The organism is Bariatricus sp. SGI.154 (assembly GCF_050313795.1).
GTDB lineage: Bacteria > Bacillota > Clostridia > Lachnospirales > Lachnospiraceae > CAMBRQ01.
In genome coordinates this window covers 1-22,129 of the sequence record NZ_JBNPMC010000051.1, presented here as the reverse complement: position 1 = coordinate 22,129, position 22,129 = coordinate 1, and the positions used below count along the sequence as shown (strand labels likewise).

Genomic DNA, 22,129 nt, shown 5'->3' with positions numbered 1-22,129 from the left:
GGTAACATTAATATATTATTGGAGGAATGTAAGAATGAGCCGGTTAGTGGCATCAAAAAGTATTAAAAATCTGACAGAAGGAAGTCCAGCAAAATTGTTGCTCTTATTTTCTTTACCGCTCATGGCAGGAAACATATTCCAGCAATTATACACGGTCGTTGATACTGCTGTCGTAGGCAAAGTACTTGGCGTGGAGACGCTTGCGGCGCTTGGTGCTGTCGACTGGCTGAACTGGATGGTGCTTGGCATAGTGCAGGGGTTCGCCCAGGGATTCGCAATCCTGATGGCACAGCGGTTTGGAGCAGAACAATATAAGAGATTGAGGCAGGTTGTAGCCAATTCCATAATGCTTTCGCTTATCTGTGCAATCGTGATGACTGCAGTAAGCCAAGGGGCAGCCAGGCCTGTGTTGAACCTTCTGAATACACCATCGGAGATCCAGCCGGTAGCAATCGCATACTTGCGGATTCTGTTTGCCGGGGTTCCGGTTGTTATGGCATATAATCTGGGGGCGTGTGTGCTGCGCTCTATGGGGGATGGCAAGACACCCCTGTATGCGATGGTTCTGGCATCCCTGGTGAATATCGGACTGGATGTTCTGTTTGTAATGGGCTTTGGGTGGGGTGTCCAAGGGGCTGCAATAGCGACGATCATTGCACAGTTCCTTTCTGCTGTCTATTGTTTCCTGAAAATACGGCAGATTGAGATTCTACATATGACGCGTGAAGACTGGCAGATGGAGCGAAGCCTTTGCGGCAGACTGTTGATCTTAGGCGCGCCAATGGCATTCCAGAATACAATCATCTCGGTAGGAGGAATGATCGTGCAGACAGTGGTCAATGGTTTTGGTGTTGTATTCATAGCAGGATTTACTGCGACGAATAAATTATATGGCCTTCTGGAGACAGCGGCTACGTCGTATGGATATGCAATGGTGACCTACGCAGGCCAGAATCTGGGCGCGAATAAGAAAAAGAGAATATCAGATGGTATACGGGCGGGAATTCTCATTTCACTGGTGACTTCGGTGATGATCACTATGCTGATGCTGACTCTTGGACGCGTATTCCTGGGATGGTTCATATCCGCAGATGCGGCATCGGGAAAACAGGCGCTTGAGATTGCGTTCAAGTATCTGAAGATTATGAGTATCTGTCTGCCAATCTTGTATGTTCTGCATGTTACAAGAAGCTGTATTCAAGGATTGGGAAACACGGTCTTGCCGATGGTTTCCGGTTTCGCTGAATTCGTGATGCGTACCGGAAGTGCGCTTTTGCTTCCGCTGCTTATGGGTGAAAATGGTATCTTCTATGCGGAGATTTTGGCATGGTCGGGAGCTGATCTCATTCTGATACCGAGTTATTTTTATGTAATGAATAAGATTAAAAATAGAAATATCCCATTTCATTAGACGTTTGCCTTTGTCCAACAAAAGGGGGGCTTCATATCCATATATTTATCAACCACGTTGTTGTTATAGTTATCGAAAGGAATGAAAAACTTCCGGCGGTTAACTGAAGAGGGAGAAGTGTCGAATATGAAGAAGCATAAGAATATCAGGAAAGATGTTCTTGTGCTTTTTATATTTTTAGAAGTTTGAATCCTGGATGTCGGGATTTTTGTACAGTTGATAGGTGCATAATGTAACCAGTGAAAAACAGAAAATATAAAGAGGTGATTGGAATGAAAGGATATTCAACAGAGGCTGGTTACATGGGATACGTGAACGGAATATATATGTTATTTGCCAGTGAAAGAGATTATAAGGAGTACATGGAAGACTAATTTGTTGGTACAAAGCACTGTTTGGCATCATTCTATTTTAGAATCACATTTTTTCTGCAATTTGTTTTGGTTCTAATATTTAACGTGGTATAATTTTTAATAGGGTAGAAAACCAGGTATAGAGTTTGTGATATAGTCTAAGAGGAAAATGATATGGCAGTGCAGATGCAGAAATTAAAAACGTTATATCTGATGCAGATTTTACTGGAGAGAACAGATGAAGAGAATCTATTAAATGCAACGGAGTTATGCAATATTCTGGATCAGGAATATGGAGTTTCGGTAGATCGCAGAACCATATATAGTGAGATTGATACCTTGGATAAGTTTGGGCTGGACGTTGTACAAAAGAAAGGCAAGAATCCGGGATATTATATTGCAAGCAGGCAGTTTGAACTCCCGGAACTGAAATTGTTGGTGGATGCAGTACAGTCGTCAAGATTTATTACGGAGAAGAAGTCGGGTGAATTGATTAAAAAACTGGAAAAACTTTGTAGCCGGGCGGAAGCAAAAGCATTATCGAAGCAGGTATCGATCTCGAACCGTCCAAAGACAGAGAACGAGACAATTTATTATAATGTAGATCAGATTCATTCTGCTATCTATAAGAACAGGCAGATTGCTTTTCAGTATGCTGAATGGACCATGCGAAAAGAACTCCATTATAGAAAGGATGGGGCAGTGTATGTCATTAGCCCATGGGCGCTGACATGGGGGAATGAGAATTATTATCTGGTTGCATATGATGAGAACTCGGGGCAGATCAGGCATTATCGTGTGGACAGGATGCGGCATATGCAGATTCGTGAAGCGGAGCGGGTGGGAAAAGAAGCCTTCCAGAACTTTGATCTTGCTGAATTTGCTAAGAAGACTTTTGGTATGTATGGCGGCAGGGATGTTGAGGTAGTGCTGCTTTGCCATAAGCAGTTAGCAGAGGTTGTACTGGATCGATTCGGGCAGGAGACATGGATGGTTCCGGTGGATGAGGAGCATTTTAAAGCGAGGGTGCTGGTAGCAGTGAGCCGGCAGTTCTTTGGCTGGGTTGCCGGTGTTGGCAGCCAGATGAAGATTGTGGGACCGGAGGATGTCAGACGGGAGTATAAGGAGTATCTGGAGGAAATATTGTTGGATTATTAGGTAGAAGTATATTTAATATAAAATAAGATGAAAAGCAAAGGTTATATAAAAATCCGTAAATATTCGGCTTGGTGGCTAAATAGTTACGGATTTTTTGTTTTATATATTTACATAATCTTTGCGTTATGCAGATTATGTAACGGGAACAGATAGTCTTTATAATGATAACGTATCGGGATCAATATTATAATTTAAAAAGTAAGTTTCGATTATCTGCCGTTTTTCATGCAGCAATTTGATAATTTGTTCCTCTTTTTCAGCGGTACTGCGGAAAACAGGAATAGATACGCTTAAGGCGGCTACAATCTTACTGTTTTTGCGAAGCGGTGTGCTGATGCATTTTAGGTTCAGGTTAACTTCTTCACATTCTTGCGCAATTTTCCCTTGTTTAATCTGTTGCAATTGATCGTATAATACCTGAATATCTGTAATTGTATTCGGGGTATACGCTTTTAATCCATTCGGATAGAGCTGCGTTAGTTCGTCAAGTGTAGAATCGCACAATAAAGACTTCCCTAGAGCTGTACAATACAGAGGCAAACGCTTCCCGACATAGGAAATTAAACGCAATGGTTCCGGGGAATCAACTTTGGCTAAATAAAGTACGGATTCGTCATCACGGATTCCAAGCTGACAGGTTTCATTGCATGAAGCTGTGAGATGCTGCATTTCAGATTGGATAAATTGCATGGAAGACATTTGCTGTATATAGGAGGAACCGACAGAAAAGGCGGCAACTCCGATGGTGTATTTCTGAGTGTCTTTATCATAAAAAATAAATTTTCGGCTTGCCAGGGTATGCATAAGAGGCAATATGCTGCTCTTGGGAGCTGAGATAGCCTCGGCAATCTCGGTCAGGGACATGCCGCTTTGCATTTCTGCCAGAAGTTCCAGAATATCAAGAACTCTTGTGGTTGGACGATGTTCATTCGTAGGCATAGAGATCCTCCTCTTTTTTATATAGTCGAAAACATTATATCAGAATTAGATACAATATGTCACTTGAGAAAATAGGGATTCAGAAATTTGACCAATAATTTGCCTCAAAAATTATATGATATTCACAAATTCGATATTTCGGACGATATTCTGATTGACGAACGATAAAAACGATGCTACAATTCAGTTAAAGATACGAAATAAGAAACGATGTGCGAATATTCGAACGGAAACGAAAGATGAAAATTATTTCTAGGAGGAAAAAATTATGATTATGAAACTTTTAAAAAAAGTGCCGGCGGGTATGATGATTGTTCCTTTGTTGATTGGTGCTTTTATGAACACCTTCTTTCCACAGTTTGGCGAGATGGGTTCCTACACCACAGCAGTGTTTTCCAACGCAGGCGCGGCTACTGCCATTGGAATCCAATTATTCTGTCTTGGTACGACGCTGCAGTTATCGGATATGCCCAAGGTATTTAAAAGAGGTGGTATTCTTCTGATTTCAAAATTTATCATTGGCGCGGCGATTGGTATTGCGGTCGGTAAGATTTTTGGTTTGTCCGGTGTGTTGGGATTGACTACACTTTCTATCATCAGTGCGGTAACCAATTCAAATGGTTCTATTTATCTGTCGTTAATGCAGACTTATGGAGATGAAAGTGACTGTGCGAGTATGGCATTATTATCTTTGAACGATGGACCGCTTTTTACATTAATTGCACTTGGGGCTTCCGGACTTGCCAATGTTCCTGTAAAAGCATTGATTGCCACAATTATTCCTATTGCTGTTGGTATGATTCTTGGTAATATAGATAAGGGGATAAAGGATTTTCTGGCACCTGCCGGCGCAATCTTGATTCCTTTTGTTGGGTATTGTCTTGGATCGGGTATTAATCTTACCAATGTAGTAAAAGGTGGACCACAGGGAATTATTCTTGGTTTGGTTACAGTATTTATCGGAGGACCTTTTATTGTAGCCTGTGACCGCTTTATTGGAAGAAGACCCGGTTATGCAGGATGGGCAGTTGCTACTACAGCCGGGAATGCAGTAGCGGTTCCGGCGGCTGTTGCCCTGGTAGATCCAGCATGGGAACCTTATGTTGCAACGGCTACAACACAGGTTGCGTCTGCTGTTGTTGTTACGGCGATTTTGGTGCCTATTTTAACAAACTGGTGGGCGAATAAGTACGGATGTCCCCAGAAACCGTTAGAGAAAGTATAAGAATATAAAAAGAAAAAATCAAAGGAGGATAAGTAAAGATGAATGCTATGGTAATTGACGCTAAAGATACGGTTGCAGTAGCAATTGAACCAATTCGGAAAGGTGAAGAAGTAACTTTTATGTTGAATCATGAATTAAAAACCGTAATGGCAGTGAGTGATATTACGATCTATCACAAACTGGCAATTAAGGAAATGCATAAAGGAGAACCAGTTGTAAAATACGGTGAGCATATTGGACTGGCGGCCGAGGATATTGCAGTTGGGGAACATGTGCATGTACATAATGTAGAAAGTCATAGAGAAGAGTTATAGGAGGGACAGTTATGAAATTTTTAGGATACAGAAGACCGGATGGAAGAGTTGGAATTCGTAATAAAGTATTTATTTTACCTGCTTCAATTTGCGCGGCAGATACAGCACGGATAGTTGCGTCACAAGTTGAGGGGACTGTAACGTTTCATAATCAAAATGGATGTGCCCAGGTAGCAAGTGATCAACAGCTCACTATGGATGTTATGGCAGGCATGGCGGCCAATCCGAATGTGTATGGTATCGTAGTTATTTCTCTTGGATGTGAAAACTGCCAGATGGATCTGGTGACAGAAGCAATCCGGGAGAGAACCAATAAGCCTATGGAAACATTTATTATTCAGGAGTGTGGAGGTACAATCGCTACTGTGGAAAAAGCAGTTCGTGCGGCAAAGAAGATGGTACAGGATGCTTCGATGCTTCAACGTGAAGAATTTCCTGTTTCTGAACTGATTGTTGGGACGGAATGTGGCGGATCAGATCCCACTAGTGGACTGGCAGCGAATCCTTTGATTGGTGCATTAAGTGATAAACTGGTAGATCTGGGAAGCACCTCCATTCTTTCTGAGACAACAGAATTCATTGGCGCAGAACACATCCTGGCTTCCAGAGCTGCTACACCGGAAGTTAAGGACAGAATTTATGAAATCGTACATCGTTATGAAAAGGCTTTGCAGCTGGTGGGTGAGGAAGTCAGAGAGGGCAATCCTTCTCCTGGAAATAAGGCAGGTGGAATCACTACACTGGAGGAAAAATCTCTCGGATGTATTCATAAAGGTGGTCATACACCGGTAAATGCAGTTTATGATTATGCAAAACAGGTAGAAAAAGCAGGTGGTCTGGTTATCATGGATACTCCTGGTAACGATCCTTCTTCTGTTGCGGGTATGGTAGCAGGTGGCGCACAAGTTGTCGTATTCTCAACCGGACGCGGTACTCCTACCGGGAATCCTATCGTACCTGTAATCAAAATTACTGGCAATAAACTTACCTATGCAAAGATGGAAGACAACATTGATATGGATGCAAGTCCGGTAATCTATGGTCCGGAGACATTGGAGGAAATGCGTGATAAACTTCTGGAAGAAGTACTTCAGGTGGCAAACGGAAAACTTACAAAGTCAGAGACTCTGGGATATATGGAAACAGCAATTGCACGTGTATGTAATTACGTATAGATTAGAACTTTGATTAGAGAGACAAAAAGGAGATTGAAATGAAAAAGGGAATGTTTTTGACGCCAGTTGTAACTGCATTTGATGCAGAAGGCAATCTGGATCTTGAGGCAAATAAGTCTATTTATGAATATTTAATGAAGGGCGGCGTAGATGGCCTGGTTGTTATGGGAAGTACAGGAGAATTCTTTGCCATGACTACGCAGCAGAAGAAAGATTTGATTGATCTTGCGGTTGAAACGGTAGATCATAAAGTGCAATTGCTGATTGGAACCAGTTGTATGACAGTAGAAGATACTGTAGAAATCAGCAATTATGCCATAGATAAAGGTGCTGATGCTGTAATGATTATTAGCCCTTACTATTTTAAACTATCTGATGCTGATGTTGAATATTATTATGATCAGGTGGCAGAGAGAATCCATGGGGATATCTATCTGTACAATTTCCCGGATAGAACCAGTCATGATATCTCTCCACGGGTTACGTTAAATCTGTTAAGGAAACATAAAAATATTATTGGTTATAAGGACACGGTTGCAGGCATGAGTCATACGAGAGATTTACTTCAGACGGTTCGTTATGAATTTCCTGATTTCATCGTATTATCCGGATTTGATAACAACTTTGTATATAATATTTTGTCCGGTGGCTCAGGATGTATCGGAGGATTATCCAACATCTATCCTGAATTGTTTGCTAAATGGAGAGACGCAGTTAATGATAAAAATATGGAAGAAGTGGCCGTAATCCAAAAAAAGGTAGATAAATTATTCGAACTCTATTCTATCGAAACACCATTTATTCCTATTGTGAAGAAAGCCATGGTACTGCGTGGAGTTGAAATGCAGGATTATTGCACAAAGCCTTTCCTGCGGGCAACGGAAACACAGACAGAACAGATTAAGGTCGTCATGGAGTTTGTGGATAAGATGTAAAGATTTCTTGTAGGCAAAGAAATCTGTTAACAAGGTATCATTAGCCTTTTCTGGTAGTATGAAGTTTTTAGTTTGCATTTCTTTATAATTTTGATATACTACTATGTAGAAGTGAATGGCTGCCATTTGCTATACAGGCGGGAGAAAAGATATATAGTTTGTTGATGAATCCCTATCAGTTTTGATGGGGATTTTTCTTAGTTGCCATGCATCCGAAAGAAACTGCCAGTGGCAGGTTCTGTAGGTTGTCATGTATCCGGAGCGAACTTTAGGTAGCAGGTACTGTGGATAAAATATAAAAAGAAAACACATAGGAGAAAATAATGTTAGGTAACAATCGCGGAAAGAAAATTGAAAAATATACATCTGATTATGTGGTCTTCGACTTGGAGACGACAGGAATATCATCAACTTATGATGAGGTAATCGAAATCTCTGGCGTAAAAGTCAGAAACAGACAAGTGGTGGATGAATTCACATCGCTGGTCAATCCCGGACGTTCCATACCTTATGGAGCCAGTCAGGTCAATGGAATTACAGATGCCATGGTGATGAGCGCGCCGTCTTTTGGTGATGTGCTTGGAAAATTTTTTGAATTTCTTGGTGATGATGTGTTAGTAGGACATAATATTCATAACTTTGATATGCGTTTTATTTACAGAGATGCAGAGCGATTCTATGGGAAGGTGCCGGAGAATGACTATATAGATACTTTGTCGGTTGCCAGAAATTATTTACCACAGTTATCGCATTATCGCCTTGTGGATCTTGCATCGTTCTATCATATATCGGTTAGAGGCGCACATAGGGCGCTGAATGACTGTCGCATGAATCAGCAAGTGTTCGAGCATCTGGCGAAAGAGATGGAAGGAACACAATCTGGTAATACAAAGTTGAAACTGTGCCTTAGATGCGGACAGCCCATGAAAAAGAGAAATGGAAGATACGGTGAATTCTGGGGATGCAGTGGATATCCGAATTGCAGATATACAGAGAATATATAGGTAATTCAGTGGAGGAGAAGAAGTTATCTGGGCGATAAGCCGCTAGATATATAGAAAATAGTCGGGAGATAAGATATATGGCAAAATTAGAAGAATTCCAAGAAATCATAGCACGACTTAGGGCAGAGGATGGATGTCCGTGGGATAGAGAGCAGACGCATGCCAGCTTGAAACCGGCGTGTATTGAGGAGGCGGCGGAAGTAATCTGTGGGATTAATATCTTGGAACAGACGGGGAATCCAGATAATCTGAAAGAAGAGTTAGGTGACTTGCTGCTCCAGGTAGTGATGCATGCGCAGATTGCCGAAGAAGAAGGTTTTTTTACCATGGATGATGTGATTCGGGAAGTCTCAGATAAGATGATCCGGCGTCATCCGCATGTATTTGGGGAGGAGACGGTGTCTGATTCGGGGGAAGTTCTGACGAAATGGGCGGATATTAAGAAGCAGGAAAAGAAGGGGAAGGAATGGACGGAAAGTTATCTTCCAGAGGCATTTGATGAGGCGAAAGGGCTGATAGATGCTGCAAAGAAGCGGAAGGGGATTGTAAAGGATTGAAGTATATTACAAAAAAATAGAACGCCGTCGCAACGCCGTCCTTACAAAAATGAAATTCATTTTTATGATTCTGTTAATAGTATATGCGGATATGTGAAATAGGTCAATCGTTTCGCTTAAAAACTTGAGGGAGAAGTTTTTGCAAGGGCAGGCAGACTTGAGAATAGGTTTATTTCTGAATCTCTATTCCATTCACTTCCAGATGGTCATCAATTGCAATCACCAGGCATCTACGCCCGTCGATTTCGCGTGTCTCCACGAGATCTGAACGCTCCGGGTTCACCTTCACGATTACATCAGGAGTCTCAATCTGGAAAGTCTTAACACTGGCAATGTTGGCTGCCAGAAGCGTCTTCTTTTCCCCGACAATCTCTTCGAACTCTTCATCGAAGGATTCCAGTTTTGCTTCCGGCACGCCGCTTCTGGTAAGAAGCCGCTTCACATCTGGTTTGGAGAGTTCCAACGGTTCCGGCGCTTCTTTTGCCTCCTCGAGCATCTCGTTTAAGTTGTCATGGATATTGCGGACAACTTCGTAATTGCATTCTTCTCCCAGGGTATCGCTGATAATTGCCTGGAAGGTTGCTTTCTGATCGCCTGCAGTCAGAGGAATCGTGCTTCCAAGGACATTGGCAATCAGTTCAGGCTGGATATCTTCAGGTTTCTTAGTATAATACAGGATATTATGTACATCACTTGCACGATCCTGGAACGCTGGGAATAAGAAGCCTTTTACTGGCGCTTCGACGATCCAATCACGGATTCGGTCTTCGATATTGTTCGTCTCTGCATTATAGGTCAGCCCTGCCTTGGTTAGATTAACCGGGCAGATACTGCACAGAATATGCTCATAGACCGTATCAGAAGCATCGAACATCTCCATGCCGTCGGATGCTTTCCCTGGGACATCGTAGACCGCATGGATCAGGATGATGTAATAATTCTCTGCATAGATATAATTTTCAATGATCTTATCGTAGAATTCTTCGATGAGCAGGTCATCCTCCAGTTTGCTGTCACGCAGTCTCAGAAGGAACTCCTGTGTTCCGCCGCTTAGTTCCTGCTCCAGAGGGAATTCCATATTCATCAGATTCTTGCCTAAGGTTCCAGAGAGGGTATGCTTGAAGATATCAAAGTATTTGAACGCTTCTTCCTCCGGCAAGGATAAAAATGCTTTCTTAAGTTCTGCTTTTTTCTCTTTCTCATGATCCACGTAGCAGCCGCAGATACGTGTGATTGCACAGTTTTCCGGGGTAAATTGCTTGCGGATCTCTAGTACTTCTTTCTTATTCATAGAATGACACTCCCTTTTTCAGACTGTATCCAATCTTAGCATATTTGAGGCGGATTTACAAGATTGCTGATCCTGTATACATGGATTGCGAGGTTTGCTTGGCGCACTAATGATGGCATGCAGGTAACATATCGGTTATAGTGCAACAGGTCCGGCTAACACTTCGCGGGCAACATACAGGGAGAGGTCACTGTGTGTTGCTAATGTCCATTTTACAAGAGAGATGTGAAGATCTTCAATCTCTACACAGGTAATGCATCTGGGATGGACGCAGCTGCCGGTGTTGTAATAAGTGCCGGAGGCATCGAGCATGGGACGGTGCGTATGACCGGTGATTAGGAGGCATTCCTGCTTGGATGCCCAGCCTGTCAGCGTGCGTTCGACCTTTTTCTTTTTTGTGTTGTTTTTGGCAGCGCTTGTGGGGTCAAGGAAACCAAGGAGTTCCAGTGGCTTCCAGACATATCGAACCAGGAACCGGGAGGTACGCCATAAGACGCTGTTGAAATAATCTGCCTGATGTCCATGTGTCAGATAGATCTCCTTGGACGATTGCGGATTCTTTAGGATGACTCCGGAATAAAAGTTTATATTCGGAAATAACTCTTCTTCCTGGCAGGTACTGCAAGGGTAGGAGGCACAATGCCTGGTGGTAAAGCGAGGGCTTCTTTTTACGATATCATGGTTCCCATACAGCATGATGAGGCGATTTTCCTTATAATAGCGTGATAATAGCCAGAACGCGTTGTTGTGGATGGATTTTATGGCGGCAAAGGAACGGTTCTCCCAGAGTTCATCTCCATCTCCCAGTTCTATATAGGTAAATCCATGTGTATAGTAATGCTGTAAGGCAGCAAAGTACAGGTTCTGGTTCTTGAGGAAATTATCGTTGTTCGTACCGCATCCACGATGGCAGTCGCTGACAAGGACATAGCGTGAAGAAGGCAGAAGAGGAAGAACCGGAGCATTAAGGAATGCATGATCCAGCCGTTTGTCAGCGCCCATGCCGTTTCCTCCTTTTACGGTTCCCTCGCTGGATACACATCATGTGGCGGAAAGCAAATGGCAGGTATTCGTACAGGTATAATAATTTATCCATAGTCAGGCAGAGATGCTTCGTGACATGGCAGTAGAGTTTTAAAAACAGGCGATTCTTCCACTGGGCGAAAGCAGAGCGGATTCGGTGTTCTTTTCTGGGCTGAAGTGTATGCGGAACCGTATAATCAAAGGAAACCTGCTGACCGCAGATGCAGAGATTCTGGTAAGAATATCCGGATTGTGTAATCCCTTGTAGGAAAGCGCCTCGCATCTCGCTGGAGGGGAAGATAATGTCTACTTTCAGGCGCAGCAGTTCAGGCTCGGTATATTCTCCCATGCGAAACCCAGTCAGCCACCAATGCCTTCTGGCAATTCGGTAGAGAGGCATCAAGCCTTTGTACAACGTCAGTTCGAATAAGGGCATTTCATCATCGGAAATGGTGTGGAACAGAGTGGTCTTCCTGTGAATCTGTGGAACATAGGAATCTGCTTTGTAGATACCGATCTCGGCACCAATGTTGATGCCATACTGCCCTTTCCAGAGTTCGATCAGCCAGGTACAGCCATCATAATCAAAGTAAACAGGCTCGCAGTCGAATACCATATTGAGCAGATCTGCATGGGTATCGTAAAGCCAGCAGTATCCATAGCCTCTCTGCCAGGCATCCGGACAGGAAGTGAAGATATCCTGGGAAAGAAGATATTCGAATCCGAAGGGCTGTACGAGTTCATTCAGGCGGCAGAGTTTTTCTGAAACGGACCAGGAACAGATCTTCTTGAGGATGGACTTTTTGCGCCAGTGCATTGCCAGAGCGCAGACTATCATAATCAGTAGGATAACAGGGAAAATAATATACATAGTTCGCAGTCCTTCTGTCATAAATATATTAGTTATTGCAGTGTATGCGACAGAGAAGAAATTGTTAAAATTATTACAATAAGATTCTGATAGAGACTGCAAATTGGTCATTGTCAACAATAGGAATCCCAAGTATAATAGAAGCAGATATATGTCAAAATAAACAAAGAGAGGAAAAAGAAATGGGAAACATATTCGACATTTTAGGACCTGTCATGGTAGGTCCATCCAGTTCCCACACAGCAGGGGCGGCAAGAATCGGGCTGATATCCAGACAGTTGTTCGGAAGACAGCCTAAGAAAGCGACCGTATATCTGCATGGTTCTTTCGCGGCTACGGGGAAAGGCCACGGAACTGACAGAGCACTTATTGCGGGGCTGTTGGGAATGAAGCCGGATGATATGAGAATTCCGGATAGTTTTGAGATTGCGAAAGAAGAAGGAATGGATTTCACAATCGAATCAAAGGATATTAAAGGAGCACATCCGAATACGGCTCAGATTACTATGGAAGCCGAAGGCGTAAAGCCGATGAAGATACAGGCGTACTCGATCGGAGGCGGAAGAATCCGGGTCTGCAAACTGGACGGAATCGATGTGAATTTCAGTGGGGAAAGCAACACGCTGATCATCCGCAATGTGGACGAGCCGGGGCGTATCATGGATGTGGCGGCAGCGCTGAGTCTGGCGGAGATTAATATTGCCACGATGCAGGTATTCCGTGATAAGCGGGGTGGATTCGCTGTAATGGTGGTTGAGACAGATCAGATTGTCCCTAAGTATGCAATCGATGCCCTGGAGGCAAGAAAAGGAATTATTCAAGTGAAGTTCCTGAATGTGAATGGAGCAATAGAGTAAAAGAAAGGATATAGAAGTATGTCATATCAATCAATGGAAGAGGCGCAGGAAAGATGCGAGAGAGAAGGAATTGAATTCTGGAAAGCGGTCCAGTTGGAAGATGCGGATGAGCGTGGGGTAACGGAAGAGGATTCCTGGAAGGAAATGAAACGTATGTGGCAGGCGATGCTGGACGGTCTGGACGCTTATGAGCCGGATCGGATGTCCAGAAGCGGTCTGGTAGGAAAAGAAGGCGGTCTGATGGATGCATACAGACAGGCTGGAGATACATTATGCGGAGACTTTATGGCAAAGGTAATGGCGAATGCCCTTAAGATGGGATGCAATAATGCATGTATGAAACGAATCGTTGCGGCTCCTACGGCAGGCGCATGTGGCGTGATGCCGGCAGTTCTGGTTACTTATTACCGGGAATATGAGGTGCCGGAGGAGAAGATGATTGAGGCTATGTATGTGGCTGCCGGCGTAGGACAGATCATTGCCAATCGTGCATATCTGGCGGGAGCATCCGGCGGATGTCAGGCAGAAATCGGTTCCGGTTCTGGGATGGCGGCTGCAGCAATCTGCCATGTGAAGGGCGGCAGTACGGAACAGCTTGGACATGCCTGTGCAATGGCACTTAAGAATCTCATGGGTCTGGTGTGCGACCCGGTAGGTGGTCTGGTAGAGGTTCCTTGTGTAAAGAGGAATGTAGGCGGCGCAGTGAATGCACTGGCAGCAGCGGATATGGCGCTTGCAGGTATTATAAGCCAGATTCCGGTAGATCAGGTGATTGATGCAATGAAGGAAGTGGGAGATAAGATGGATGTAAGCCTCCGCGAGACTGGAATCGGAGGAGTGGCAGGAAGCCCTAAGGGGATGGAGGTCATGGAGAGGCTTAATATGTAATTTGGGGAGAAAATGAGCGATTATGAAAGGGTATATGTTTAGATTTCATTCAAGATATATAGATATTTTTTTCCACAAACCAGAACATGGCATAATGTTATTTCACCAATAAAGTTTCTCATACATTCCCACCGGAATCCTTTCCAGTAAATGTCGCAGAATCCGGGAGGGGGCGTGGTTGAGTAGGTAAGCGGAGCCTCGAAGCAACCACGCTCCCCTCCCGGATTCTGCCACCAATTACTAAGTTCCATCCTTCTCCGTCGTCCCCCTGCGGAACAATATCGGTGTAATCACTTTATGAACCGGTTCCGTCAAAGGCATCGGCTTCCGTTTCTTACGTTCATTCATCTGATCCACCAGAAGGCTGACAGCCTCAAAAGCAAGTTTATCAATCTGCTGTCCAACGGTAGAGATAGGTATGATGGCTTCCCGTGAGACAGGGGAGTTATCGAAGCCAACGATTAGATAGTCATCAGGAAGTCTGCCGTGCTTTCTAAAGAGCAGATTCAGAAGAGTGTTGGCATGGGTATCGTTAGATATGAAGATGCCCTTCTTCCTGTCTGGATAGTCATGCTCTAATTCCTCGATAATTTCCTGTAGTTGCTTCTGAGTAGTCTCATAGTTGCTGCCCAGGTCCTTGTATATGATGCGGTGATCCAGTTGATTTTGTTCACATACATCAAGGAATCCCCGAACACGTCCGTAAGCAGGGGTTGCGGTAGGGGTAGGTGAATTGATATGGATAAAAATGTCGCATTGATGCTTGAACAGAAGACTGGTAGCCTGGATTCCACCCATGTAGTTGTCCGTATTAACGCTGCTTACATACTGGTCTTCACGTTCTATTGTAACAATCGGTATGGAAAGTTCTGCTAATTCATGAGATGGAATCGTATGACTTAAGATAATCAGCCCTTCGATCTTGTAGGCAAGAAGCTCCCGGATGTACTGTCTTTCAATCTCGTCATTCTCATTTCCTACGAATACAAGGAATTTGTAACCGAATGTCTCGTACGTGGATAAGATCTGGTTCAGCATCTCGGAATAGTAATGAAGATACATGTTCGGGATGATGATTCCGATGAATTCGGTCTTTCCATTGGCAAGGATGCGGGCAACTTTATTTTCTTTGTAGTTTAATTTCACAAGTGCATCTGAGATGATTGCCTGATTCTCAAGCGTAAGGGAGTCCGGATTATTGAAATATCTGGAGATTGTTGTTTTGGAAAAATGTGTGTATTCAGCAATATCGCTGAAGGTTACGTTGTTTTTTCTTCCCATAGATAATACTTCCTGTTCGTTAAATTTGATTCTTCTTATAAAATATTCTTGAAATAGTATACAGTGTCGGCATATACTCTGTGTCTATCTGCAAATCTGTATTTAGTATACCAAAATGAGGAAAAAAGAACAATAAATAATCGGTTAAGTAACCGGTTTTGTAACTTGTGTACAATTTAAAATAAAGGAAATCATACACAATTCACAAAGTTGAGATTGATGATTGACGAATGATCATTGCAGTGATATTATAACCATAAAGTAACCGGTTACTTTACCGGTTACTTTACCGGTTACAAAAAAGGAAATTTGCATTAGATGCAAGAAAACAGGAGGAATGGTCATGAAAAGAAATCTTATGACAAGAGTCATCGCGCTCGGACTTATTACCGTGCTGATGACAACGATGCTGACCGGATGTAGATTTGGATTTGCCAGTGATCCGGATGACCCGAATGAAGTGGAGGAAGTAGAACCGATTGATACTTCGGTTGATACGTTCGAATATGATGACACTTTAAAGGGAACGAACATCGTATTATTGAATTCTAAGGCGGAGATTCAAGTAGCATTAGAAGAGATGAGTACAGCATTTGAAGAAAAATCGGGCGTACATGTAGAGGTTATGCCGGTTACTGATGGAGACTCTCCGTATACGAAAGTAGTAAGTCTATATAACTCGGGAAATGCGCCGACATTATCCATTCTGGATACGACAGATGTAATTGCTTTGGCAGAAGAGAAAGCGGCAGATTTGACAGAAGAAACATGGACGGCTGAGGCAGAAAATTATCTGACACAAGTGAATGGAAAGGTATATAGTTTCCCTTTATGTATTGAAGGACGTGGACTGATATACAACAAAGCAGTGATTGAAGAGGCTTTGGGAGAAGAGTTTGATCCGGATTCTATCACAACATTGGATGAGTTTGTAGAATTGTTAGACAGGCTGGTTGAAGGCGGTATTGAGAAGCCGGTATCCATGGCAAAAGAGGACTGGTCATTGGGTGCCCATCATCTGCAGTTTGTCTATGAAACTTATGATGGAACTTCAGAAGGCGCCCAGGAGACGATTGAAAAAATCAAGGCAGGCAAATTAGATCTGGAATCTTATGATCGTATGTCAGAATTCCTGGATGCGTTTGATGTATTAAAGAAATATAACGTGGCAAAGGCAGATCCATTGGGAGCAGATTATGATGAGATGGCAATCGATCTGGTAGATGGCAAAACGGCAATCTGGTTCAATGGTAACTGGGCATGGCCGAATATGGAAGAGGCCGGAGCAGAAGAGGATGACGAGTATGGTTTCCTTCCGTATTTTATGAACAATGATCCGAATGATTTTGTAAATCAGAAGATTCAGGGTTCTCCATCAAAGCAGATTATGCTGGATGGACAGCAGGCAACAGAAAAGGAACAGGCAGCAGCAAAAGAATTCCTGAACTGGATTGTATACAGCGAGATTGGGCAGCAGATGCTCGTAAAGACCTGTAGCATTATTCCACCGTTCAAGAACAATCCGTATGAGCCAAGTGATCCGCTGAGCCGTGATATTTACGAAAGGGTGCAGGCAGATAAGGCATTCAATGCATCTGCAATCGTGCCGAATGATCATTGGGCTATACTTGGTGCTTCCATGCAGAAATATCTTGCGGATAGATGTGACAGAGAAGAACTGATAGAAGACATCCAGGATTACTGGGATGAGCAGGAATAGAAAAGAGGGATAAGATATGAGATCAAAAAATGGTGGAAAAGATTTCGCAATGTTTGCATTGCCGGGAATGTTCTGCTTCTTCGCAGTTGTAATTATTCCCTTTATATATGGTGTTTATCTGACATTGACAGACTGGAATGGTGTCGCAAAAGTAAAGAACTTTATCGGACTTAAGAACTTTGGAAGTGTCATGAAAGATGCCGGGTTCTGGACATCATTACTGTTGACATTCAAATATGTAATATTAGTTGTAGTATTAGTAAATATATTAGCTTTCGCTATCGCATATCTTCTGACGAGGGGGATGAAGGGGCAGAACTTCTTCCGTGCCGGATTCTTCACACCGAACTTAATTGGTGGTATCGTCTTAGGTTACATATGGCAGTTCGTATTCTCCAGAGTATTCGTAAGTATTGGAGAATCTACAGGATGGAAACTTTTCGAAGCATCATGGCTGTCAGATCCGAGCAAAGCGTTTGCAGCATTAGTTCTGGTATCTGTATGGCAGTTATCCGGATATATGATTCTGATCTATGTGGCCGGGTTCATGGGACTGAGTGAAGATGTTATGGAAGCGGCAAGTATTGATGGGGCTGCCGGATGGGTTAAGTTAAAAAATATTATCATGCCTCTGATGATGTCATCCATAACCATATGTCTGTTCCTAACACTTTCACGTGCGTTCATGGTATATGATGTGAACTTATCATTGACTGGAGGCGCGCCATATGGAACAACAGAGATGGCAGCAATGCATGTATATGAAAAGGCATTCACATCCAGACAGTTTGGCGTAGGTCAGGCAGAAGCATTTATCTTATTTATTATCGTTGCATGTATCAGCGGTCTGCAGGTATATCTGACGAAGAGACAGGAGGTTGAAGCATAATGAAACAGACGACAATTGGTGGAAATAAAAGAAAAGCAGCGAATATTCTTTCGTTCGTTGGACTGCTTATCATCTTTATTGCATATATGTTTCCGTTCCTGATGGTAGTGATTAACTCATTAAAGCAGAAAAGAGATATTATTAAGAGCCCGTTTTCATGGCTTTATACGATCAAGGGATTGTCCTTTGACAACTTTGTAAATGCGTTCACACAGATGGATTTTCTGAATGCGTTTAAGAACTCATTAATCGTAACGGTTTCGGCAACGGTGCTTGTAACATTATTAGCAGCGATGCTTGCATATTATATTGTGCGTCACAACAATGGAATATCCAGGCTTACATTTGCTCTGATGGTTGCATCTATGATCATTCCATTCCAGGCAATCATGATTCCGCTTGTCAGCATCTATGGCGGCACGCTGAATATATTGAATCATAGAATCACATTGATTTTTATGCATACGGGTTTTTCAATGGCGATGTCTGTGTTCATGTTCCATGGATTCATTAAGGGAAATGTCCCGATTGCATTGGAAGAAGCGGCCTATATTGATGGCTGTACACACTCTCAGACGTTTTTTAAGATTGTACTGCCGCTGCTGAAACCGATTATTTCAACAATGGTAATCTTGAATTCAATGGCATTTTGGAATGACTTCCTTCTGCCATCACTGGTACTGACAGACAAAAAACTGTTAACATTGCCACTGTCTACCTATAGTTTCTATGGTACCTATTCAGCGGATTATGGTACGATTATGGCAGGATTGCTTTTGTGCGTATTGCCGATTCTGATCCTGTATGTTGTGCTTCAGAAACAGATTATTGGCGGTGTTGTAGCCGGCGCAGTAAAATAGATTCTTTTTATAGATCAGGAACGCAGATGTCGGATAAGAATTGCGAGATGTTTTGTGAGGGAGTATAATTGAAAGTGGCGAGATTAGGTTGCCGAAGATTACAGAATAGAAGGACTAGTTAATTATGGTGAAGGATGTATTGCATTTAAAGGCTCCGGGGAATTGGATCAATGATCCGAACGGGTTTATATATTATCGTGGGAAGTATCATCTTTTTTATCAGCATTTTCCATATGCTCCTGTATGGGGAACTATGCATTGGGGACATGCGGTAAGCGAGGATCTGGTTCATTGGAAACATCTGGATATTGCGCTTTTCCCGACCAAGACTTACGATCAGAATGGAGTGTTTTCAGGGTCTGCCATTGAAAAAGATGGAAAATTATATCTTTACTATACTTCAGTCAGGTATCTGGCAATAGATGCGGAGAATATCCACAAAGCAGACCGGGATCAGTATGAGAGTAGTCAGGCTGTAGTAATCTCAGAGGATGGATATCATTTTGATAACTGGAAGGATAAGCATCAGATTATTCCGGTGATTAGAGATGATGGTATTGCGAATGTAACACATACACGAGATCCAAAGGTATGGAAAGCAGGAAAGTATTATTACATGATTCTGGGAAGTACTTATAAAGATAAAGAGGGACGTATCCTGTTCTACAAAAGTGAGGATGGACTGAACTGGATCTATGCGGACCAGTATCGTAATGGAAATTATGGAAAGATTCTGGAGTGCCCGGATCTGTTCCGGCTTGGCGATGACCATATATTCGTGGGTTCACCAATGTACATAATTGAAGATGGACTGGAATATCCAAGTCATGCAATCTGTACACTGGTTGATTTTGAGCAGGAGACTTGCAGATTGGAGTGTCCGGATACTTATCAGTTCGTGGACTATGGAATGGATCTCTATGCGCCGCAGAGTAATATAGATAAAGATGGCAGGAGAGTCTTAATAGGCTGGATGCGGATGCCGAAAGCCGTAGAGAAGGATGGAGAGAAGCCGTGGAATGGGATGATGTGCCTTCCAAGAGTGGTGGAAGTGGAAGATGGGCATATCTTTTTCAGGGTGCATCCTGAGGTTGAAAAGTATTTTTCAGAGAGGATTCCGGTGGAAGATGTTCGGGATTCCGATGATAGGATCAAACTGCCGGAAGGGCAGCCATGCCGTCTAAGAGTCGCTTTGCAGGAAGGCGAGGGACTGGATATCGGTGGGTATCGGATCTGGGTGGAGAATGATTGTGTGAAGACAGATCGAAGCAAGGTCTTTGCCGGAATAGAGGGATATCATCTGACGAGCAGCACGCCGAAGGTGGGCGGCAGATATGAACTGGATATCTTCGTGGAGCCGAACCTGATTGAGATATTTGTAAATGCCGGACAGTACGTGGTCAGCAATGTGGTCTATGGACTAGAAGACTATGTGGATGGATGTGTAGAAGAGTTACATGTGGGAAGCATGTGAGATCTTACAAGAATGAGATCTTTACAGATCAGAGAGATTATAAACTTACAATGGCAAGAGCCAAAGAGCAGTAAGATGTTAGAGGAGTATCCATGATGAGTGGGTGCTCCTTTGCTGTGGAACTATTTTATGATAATTTTGTTGCATTATGCGTCCAATGATGCTATAGTATCTAATATATTTTACATCAGAGATATCTTTAAATTCTAAGACTTATTCAGTTAAAGAATCACAGAACTTGTTAACAGAATACTATACTGTAGTGAGAAATGGTTGGAAATTCTATAGGATTCGTCTATAATGAATGTGACAGAGTTTGCATTCCGATGCTCATACAGTGAAGAAAGGACGTGCCTATGAGCAAGAAGAATGTAAGAAATAAAAAGGATCAGGGAGCAAAGATTATTTTTGAAAATGCCGAGATGTTTGTACAGTTTTTGGATGGCTATGTCCCAATAGACTGTCTGAAAGGACTGAAAGCAGAGCAGATTGAGGATATGAGTGAGCGATTCGTTACGATGTGGGATAATGAACGCGATTCTGATGTGGTGAAGAAGATTCATCTCGGGAAAGAACAGCAGATGTATTCGATCGCTATTGTTGAGCATCAGTCGAAAGTAGAATACAATATGGTGATGAAATTACTGCGTTATATGGTGATGATCTGGACAGACTATGAAAAAGAGATGGAAGAGAGGCAGAAAGGGATTACCAGGACGAAAGGTTTTCAGTATCCGCCCATATTGCCAATTGTGTATTTCGAAGGAACAGGCAGATGGACGGCTGCTACACAGTTTGCGGATAAGGTTGCCTGGAAAGAGGTGTTTGCCGAGTATCTGCCGAACTTTAGATATGAAGTTGTGCGTGTCCAGGACTATTCCGATTCGGAGATCATCAGCAAAGGCAATGAGTTTTCCCTGATTATGTTTATCAATAAATTGAAGAATTCGGAAGATATTAAGAAGTTGAAAGAACTTCCGAAAGAATATCTGGAGAATCTGCAGGAGAATTCTACACAGCAGTTACTGGAATTGATTGCGATGGTGGTAGCCGTATTCATGCGTAAGGTGAACGTTCCGCAGGATGAGATTGCAGATTTTACAGATCAGATCTTGGAGAGGAGAATTCCTATGTTGTTTGATAGTTTTGAGGCATATGATGTACAGGAGATACGAAGAACTAGCAGAGAAGAAGGACGTACGGAGGGAGAATTGCTAAAATTATTTTCTCTGATAAAAAAGAAGATACTTAAAGGTAAAGTCTTGGAACAGATTGCAGAGGAACTAGAAGAAGAACCTGACAACATTCGTGGTCTTTATGACTTGGTAAAAGTTAATGTGGATAAATCCCAAGAAGAGATAGTAGATCTTGTACGAAAAGTGTTAAATTGAGAAAGAATATATAACTGGAGCGGATAATATGTTGATTCAGATTGTAGAGGATGATCGTGCTCTAAGCGAGGGAATTGTGCTTGCATTAAAGGAGCCGGGAATAGAATTTATCCAAAGTGGGAGTATTAAGGCGGCAAAAGAGGCGTTCGAGCGGGCGGTACCGGAACTGGTCATACTGGATGTGAATCTTCCGGACGGAAGCGGGTATGATTACCTGAGGTGGCTGCGGGAGCGTGTGCAGATTCCGGTATTGATCCTTACGGCAAATGATATGGAGATGGATGAAGTCAAGGGGCTTACACTTGGCGCTGATGATTATATGACCAAGCCGTTTAGTCTTGCAGTGCTTCGCGCAAGAATGAAAGCGCTGACCAGACGTGGAAGCAGTCAGAACAGGGAGATCTTTGAAGTGGATGGATTCTGTTTTGATTTTGGAAGATTGATATTTACCAGAGATGAGAAGGAGATTACGTTGAGTGTGAATGAGCAGCGGCTGTTAAAATTATTACTGGA

Annotated in this window: 21 protein-coding genes; 16 read left to right on the top strand and 5 right to left on the bottom strand. The window is 42.9% G+C overall.

The features are described from left to right. Positions 1-34 precede the first annotated feature (34 nt). The gene (locus tag ACQRBN_RS16220; protein WP_427740093.1) at positions 35-1,411 is read left to right on the top strand and encodes an MATE family efflux transporter; all 1,377 of its coding nucleotides are present in this window, start codon (positions 35-37) and stop codon (positions 1,409-1,411) included. Positions 1,412-1,938: 527 nt separating this feature from the next. Continuing rightward, positions 1,939-2,922: a helix-turn-helix transcriptional regulator gene (locus tag ACQRBN_RS16215; RefSeq protein WP_427740092.1), complete on the top strand. Its 984-nt coding sequence runs from the start codon at positions 1,939-1,941 to the stop codon at positions 2,920-2,922. Between the two features lie 156 nt (positions 2,923-3,078). Here the strand turns inward: ACQRBN_RS16215 and ACQRBN_RS16210 are convergent, their stop codons facing one another. Continuing rightward, positions 3,079-3,861, bottom strand: a complete 783-nt coding sequence (locus ACQRBN_RS16210) for an IclR family transcriptional regulator (RefSeq protein WP_427740091.1) — start codon at positions 3,859-3,861, stop codon at positions 3,079-3,081. 268 nt (positions 3,862-4,129) lie between these two features. Between ACQRBN_RS16210 and ACQRBN_RS16205 the strand changes: the two genes are divergently transcribed. The 6 genes from ACQRBN_RS16205 (at position 4,130) to ACQRBN_RS16180 (ending at position 9,071) form a co-directional block, all read left to right on the top strand. Continuing rightward, on the top strand, positions 4,130-5,086 hold the full coding sequence (locus tag ACQRBN_RS16205; protein ID WP_427740090.1) for a 2-keto-3-deoxygluconate permease: 957 nt from the start codon (positions 4,130-4,132) through the stop codon (positions 5,084-5,086). A 38-nt stretch (positions 5,087-5,124) separates the two neighbouring features. Continuing rightward, positions 5,125-5,400 carry a UxaA family hydrolase gene (locus ACQRBN_RS16200; RefSeq protein ID WP_427740089.1) on the top strand — a complete coding sequence of 92 codons (276 nt, stop codon included), beginning with the start codon at positions 5,125-5,127 and terminating at the stop codon, positions 5,398-5,400. Positions 5,401-5,411: 11 nt separating this feature from the next. Continuing rightward, complete coding sequence (locus ACQRBN_RS16195) at positions 5,412-6,575, top strand: UxaA family hydrolase (RefSeq protein ID WP_427740088.1); 1,164 nt, start codon at positions 5,412-5,414, stop codon at positions 6,573-6,575. Between the two features lie 38 nt (positions 6,576-6,613). Beyond that, on the top strand, positions 6,614-7,510 hold the full coding sequence (locus ACQRBN_RS16190; protein WP_427740087.1) for a dihydrodipicolinate synthase family protein: 897 nt from the start codon (positions 6,614-6,616) through the stop codon (positions 7,508-7,510). A gap of 323 nt (positions 7,511-7,833) precedes the next feature. Further along, complete coding sequence (locus tag ACQRBN_RS16185; RefSeq protein WP_427740086.1) at positions 7,834-8,514, top strand: exonuclease domain-containing protein; 681 nt, start codon at positions 7,834-7,836, stop codon at positions 8,512-8,514. A 77-nt stretch (positions 8,515-8,591) separates the two neighbouring features. Then, positions 8,592-9,071 (top strand): MazG family protein, encoded by a 480-nt coding sequence (locus ACQRBN_RS16180; protein WP_427740085.1) that lies wholly within the window; start codon positions 8,592-8,594, stop codon positions 9,069-9,071. A gap of 169 nt (positions 9,072-9,240) precedes the next feature. Here ACQRBN_RS16180 and ACQRBN_RS16175 read toward each other — a convergent pair whose 3' ends face one another. The 3 genes from ACQRBN_RS16175 to ACQRBN_RS16165 all read right to left on the bottom strand — a co-directional run bounded on the left by ACQRBN_RS16175 (position 9,241) and on the right by ACQRBN_RS16165 (position 12,256). After that, positions 9,241-10,362 (bottom strand): DUF4317 domain-containing protein, encoded by a 1,122-nt coding sequence (locus tag ACQRBN_RS16175; protein WP_427740084.1) that lies wholly within the window; start codon positions 10,360-10,362, stop codon positions 9,241-9,243. Between the two features lie 135 nt (positions 10,363-10,497). Next, positions 10,498-11,364 carry a metallophosphoesterase gene (locus tag ACQRBN_RS16170; RefSeq protein ID WP_427740083.1) on the bottom strand — a complete coding sequence of 289 codons (867 nt, stop codon included), beginning with the start codon at positions 11,362-11,364 and terminating at the stop codon, positions 10,498-10,500. Then, positions 11,354-12,256, bottom strand: a complete 903-nt coding sequence (locus ACQRBN_RS16165) for a DUF4474 domain-containing protein (RefSeq protein ID WP_427740082.1) — start codon at positions 12,254-12,256, stop codon at positions 11,354-11,356. Before ACQRBN_RS16165 ends, ACQRBN_RS16170 begins: the two co-directional genes overlap by 11 nt. A gap of 182 nt (positions 12,257-12,438) precedes the next feature. On the opposite strand from ACQRBN_RS16165, the gene sdaAB reads away from it, so the two are divergent. Both sdaAB and sdaAA read left to right on the top strand, forming a co-directional pair. After that, positions 12,439-13,113: an L-serine ammonia-lyase, iron-sulfur-dependent subunit beta gene (gene sdaAB / locus ACQRBN_RS16160; RefSeq protein WP_427740081.1), complete on the top strand. Its 675-nt coding sequence runs from the start codon at positions 12,439-12,441 to the stop codon at positions 13,111-13,113. A gap of 18 nt (positions 13,114-13,131) precedes the next feature. Then, entirely contained in the window at positions 13,132-14,001 is an 870-nt protein-coding gene (sdaAA, locus tag ACQRBN_RS16155) for an L-serine ammonia-lyase, iron-sulfur-dependent, subunit alpha (protein WP_427740080.1), read from the top strand. A gap of 240 nt (positions 14,002-14,241) precedes the next feature. On the opposite strand, the gene ACQRBN_RS16150 is transcribed toward sdaAA, so the two are convergent. Beyond that, positions 14,242-15,282 carry a LacI family DNA-binding transcriptional regulator gene (locus ACQRBN_RS16150; RefSeq protein WP_427740079.1) on the bottom strand — a complete coding sequence of 347 codons (1,041 nt, stop codon included), beginning with the start codon at positions 15,280-15,282 and terminating at the stop codon, positions 14,242-14,244. 343 nt (positions 15,283-15,625) lie between these two features. Between ACQRBN_RS16150 and ACQRBN_RS16145 the strand changes: the two genes are divergently transcribed. The 6 genes from ACQRBN_RS16145 to ACQRBN_RS16120 all read left to right on the top strand — a co-directional run. After that, on the top strand, positions 15,626-17,002 hold the full coding sequence (locus ACQRBN_RS16145; RefSeq protein WP_427740078.1) for an ABC transporter substrate-binding protein: 1,377 nt from the start codon (positions 15,626-15,628) through the stop codon (positions 17,000-17,002). Positions 17,003-17,018: 16 nt separating this feature from the next. Continuing rightward, on the top strand, positions 17,019-17,891 hold the full coding sequence (locus ACQRBN_RS16140; RefSeq protein ID WP_427740077.1) for a carbohydrate ABC transporter permease: 873 nt from the start codon (positions 17,019-17,021) through the stop codon (positions 17,889-17,891). After that, complete coding sequence (locus ACQRBN_RS16135) at positions 17,891-18,751, top strand: carbohydrate ABC transporter permease (RefSeq protein WP_427740076.1); 861 nt, start codon at positions 17,891-17,893, stop codon at positions 18,749-18,751. Before ACQRBN_RS16140 ends, ACQRBN_RS16135 begins: the two co-directional genes overlap by 1 nt. Before the next feature lie 124 nt (positions 18,752-18,875). After that, the gene (locus tag ACQRBN_RS16130) at positions 18,876-20,225 is read left to right on the top strand and encodes a glycoside hydrolase family 32 protein (protein ID WP_427740074.1); all 1,350 of its coding nucleotides are present in this window, start codon (positions 18,876-18,878) and stop codon (positions 20,223-20,225) included. Between the two features lie 356 nt (positions 20,226-20,581). Continuing rightward, positions 20,582-21,616: an Rpn family recombination-promoting nuclease/putative transposase gene (locus ACQRBN_RS16125; RefSeq protein WP_427740073.1), complete on the top strand. Its 1,035-nt coding sequence runs from the start codon at positions 20,582-20,584 to the stop codon at positions 21,614-21,616. A gap of 28 nt (positions 21,617-21,644) precedes the next feature. Further along, the coding region (locus ACQRBN_RS16120; RefSeq protein ID WP_427740072.1) for a response regulator transcription factor at positions 21,645-22,129 on the top strand (485 nt) is incomplete at its 3' end.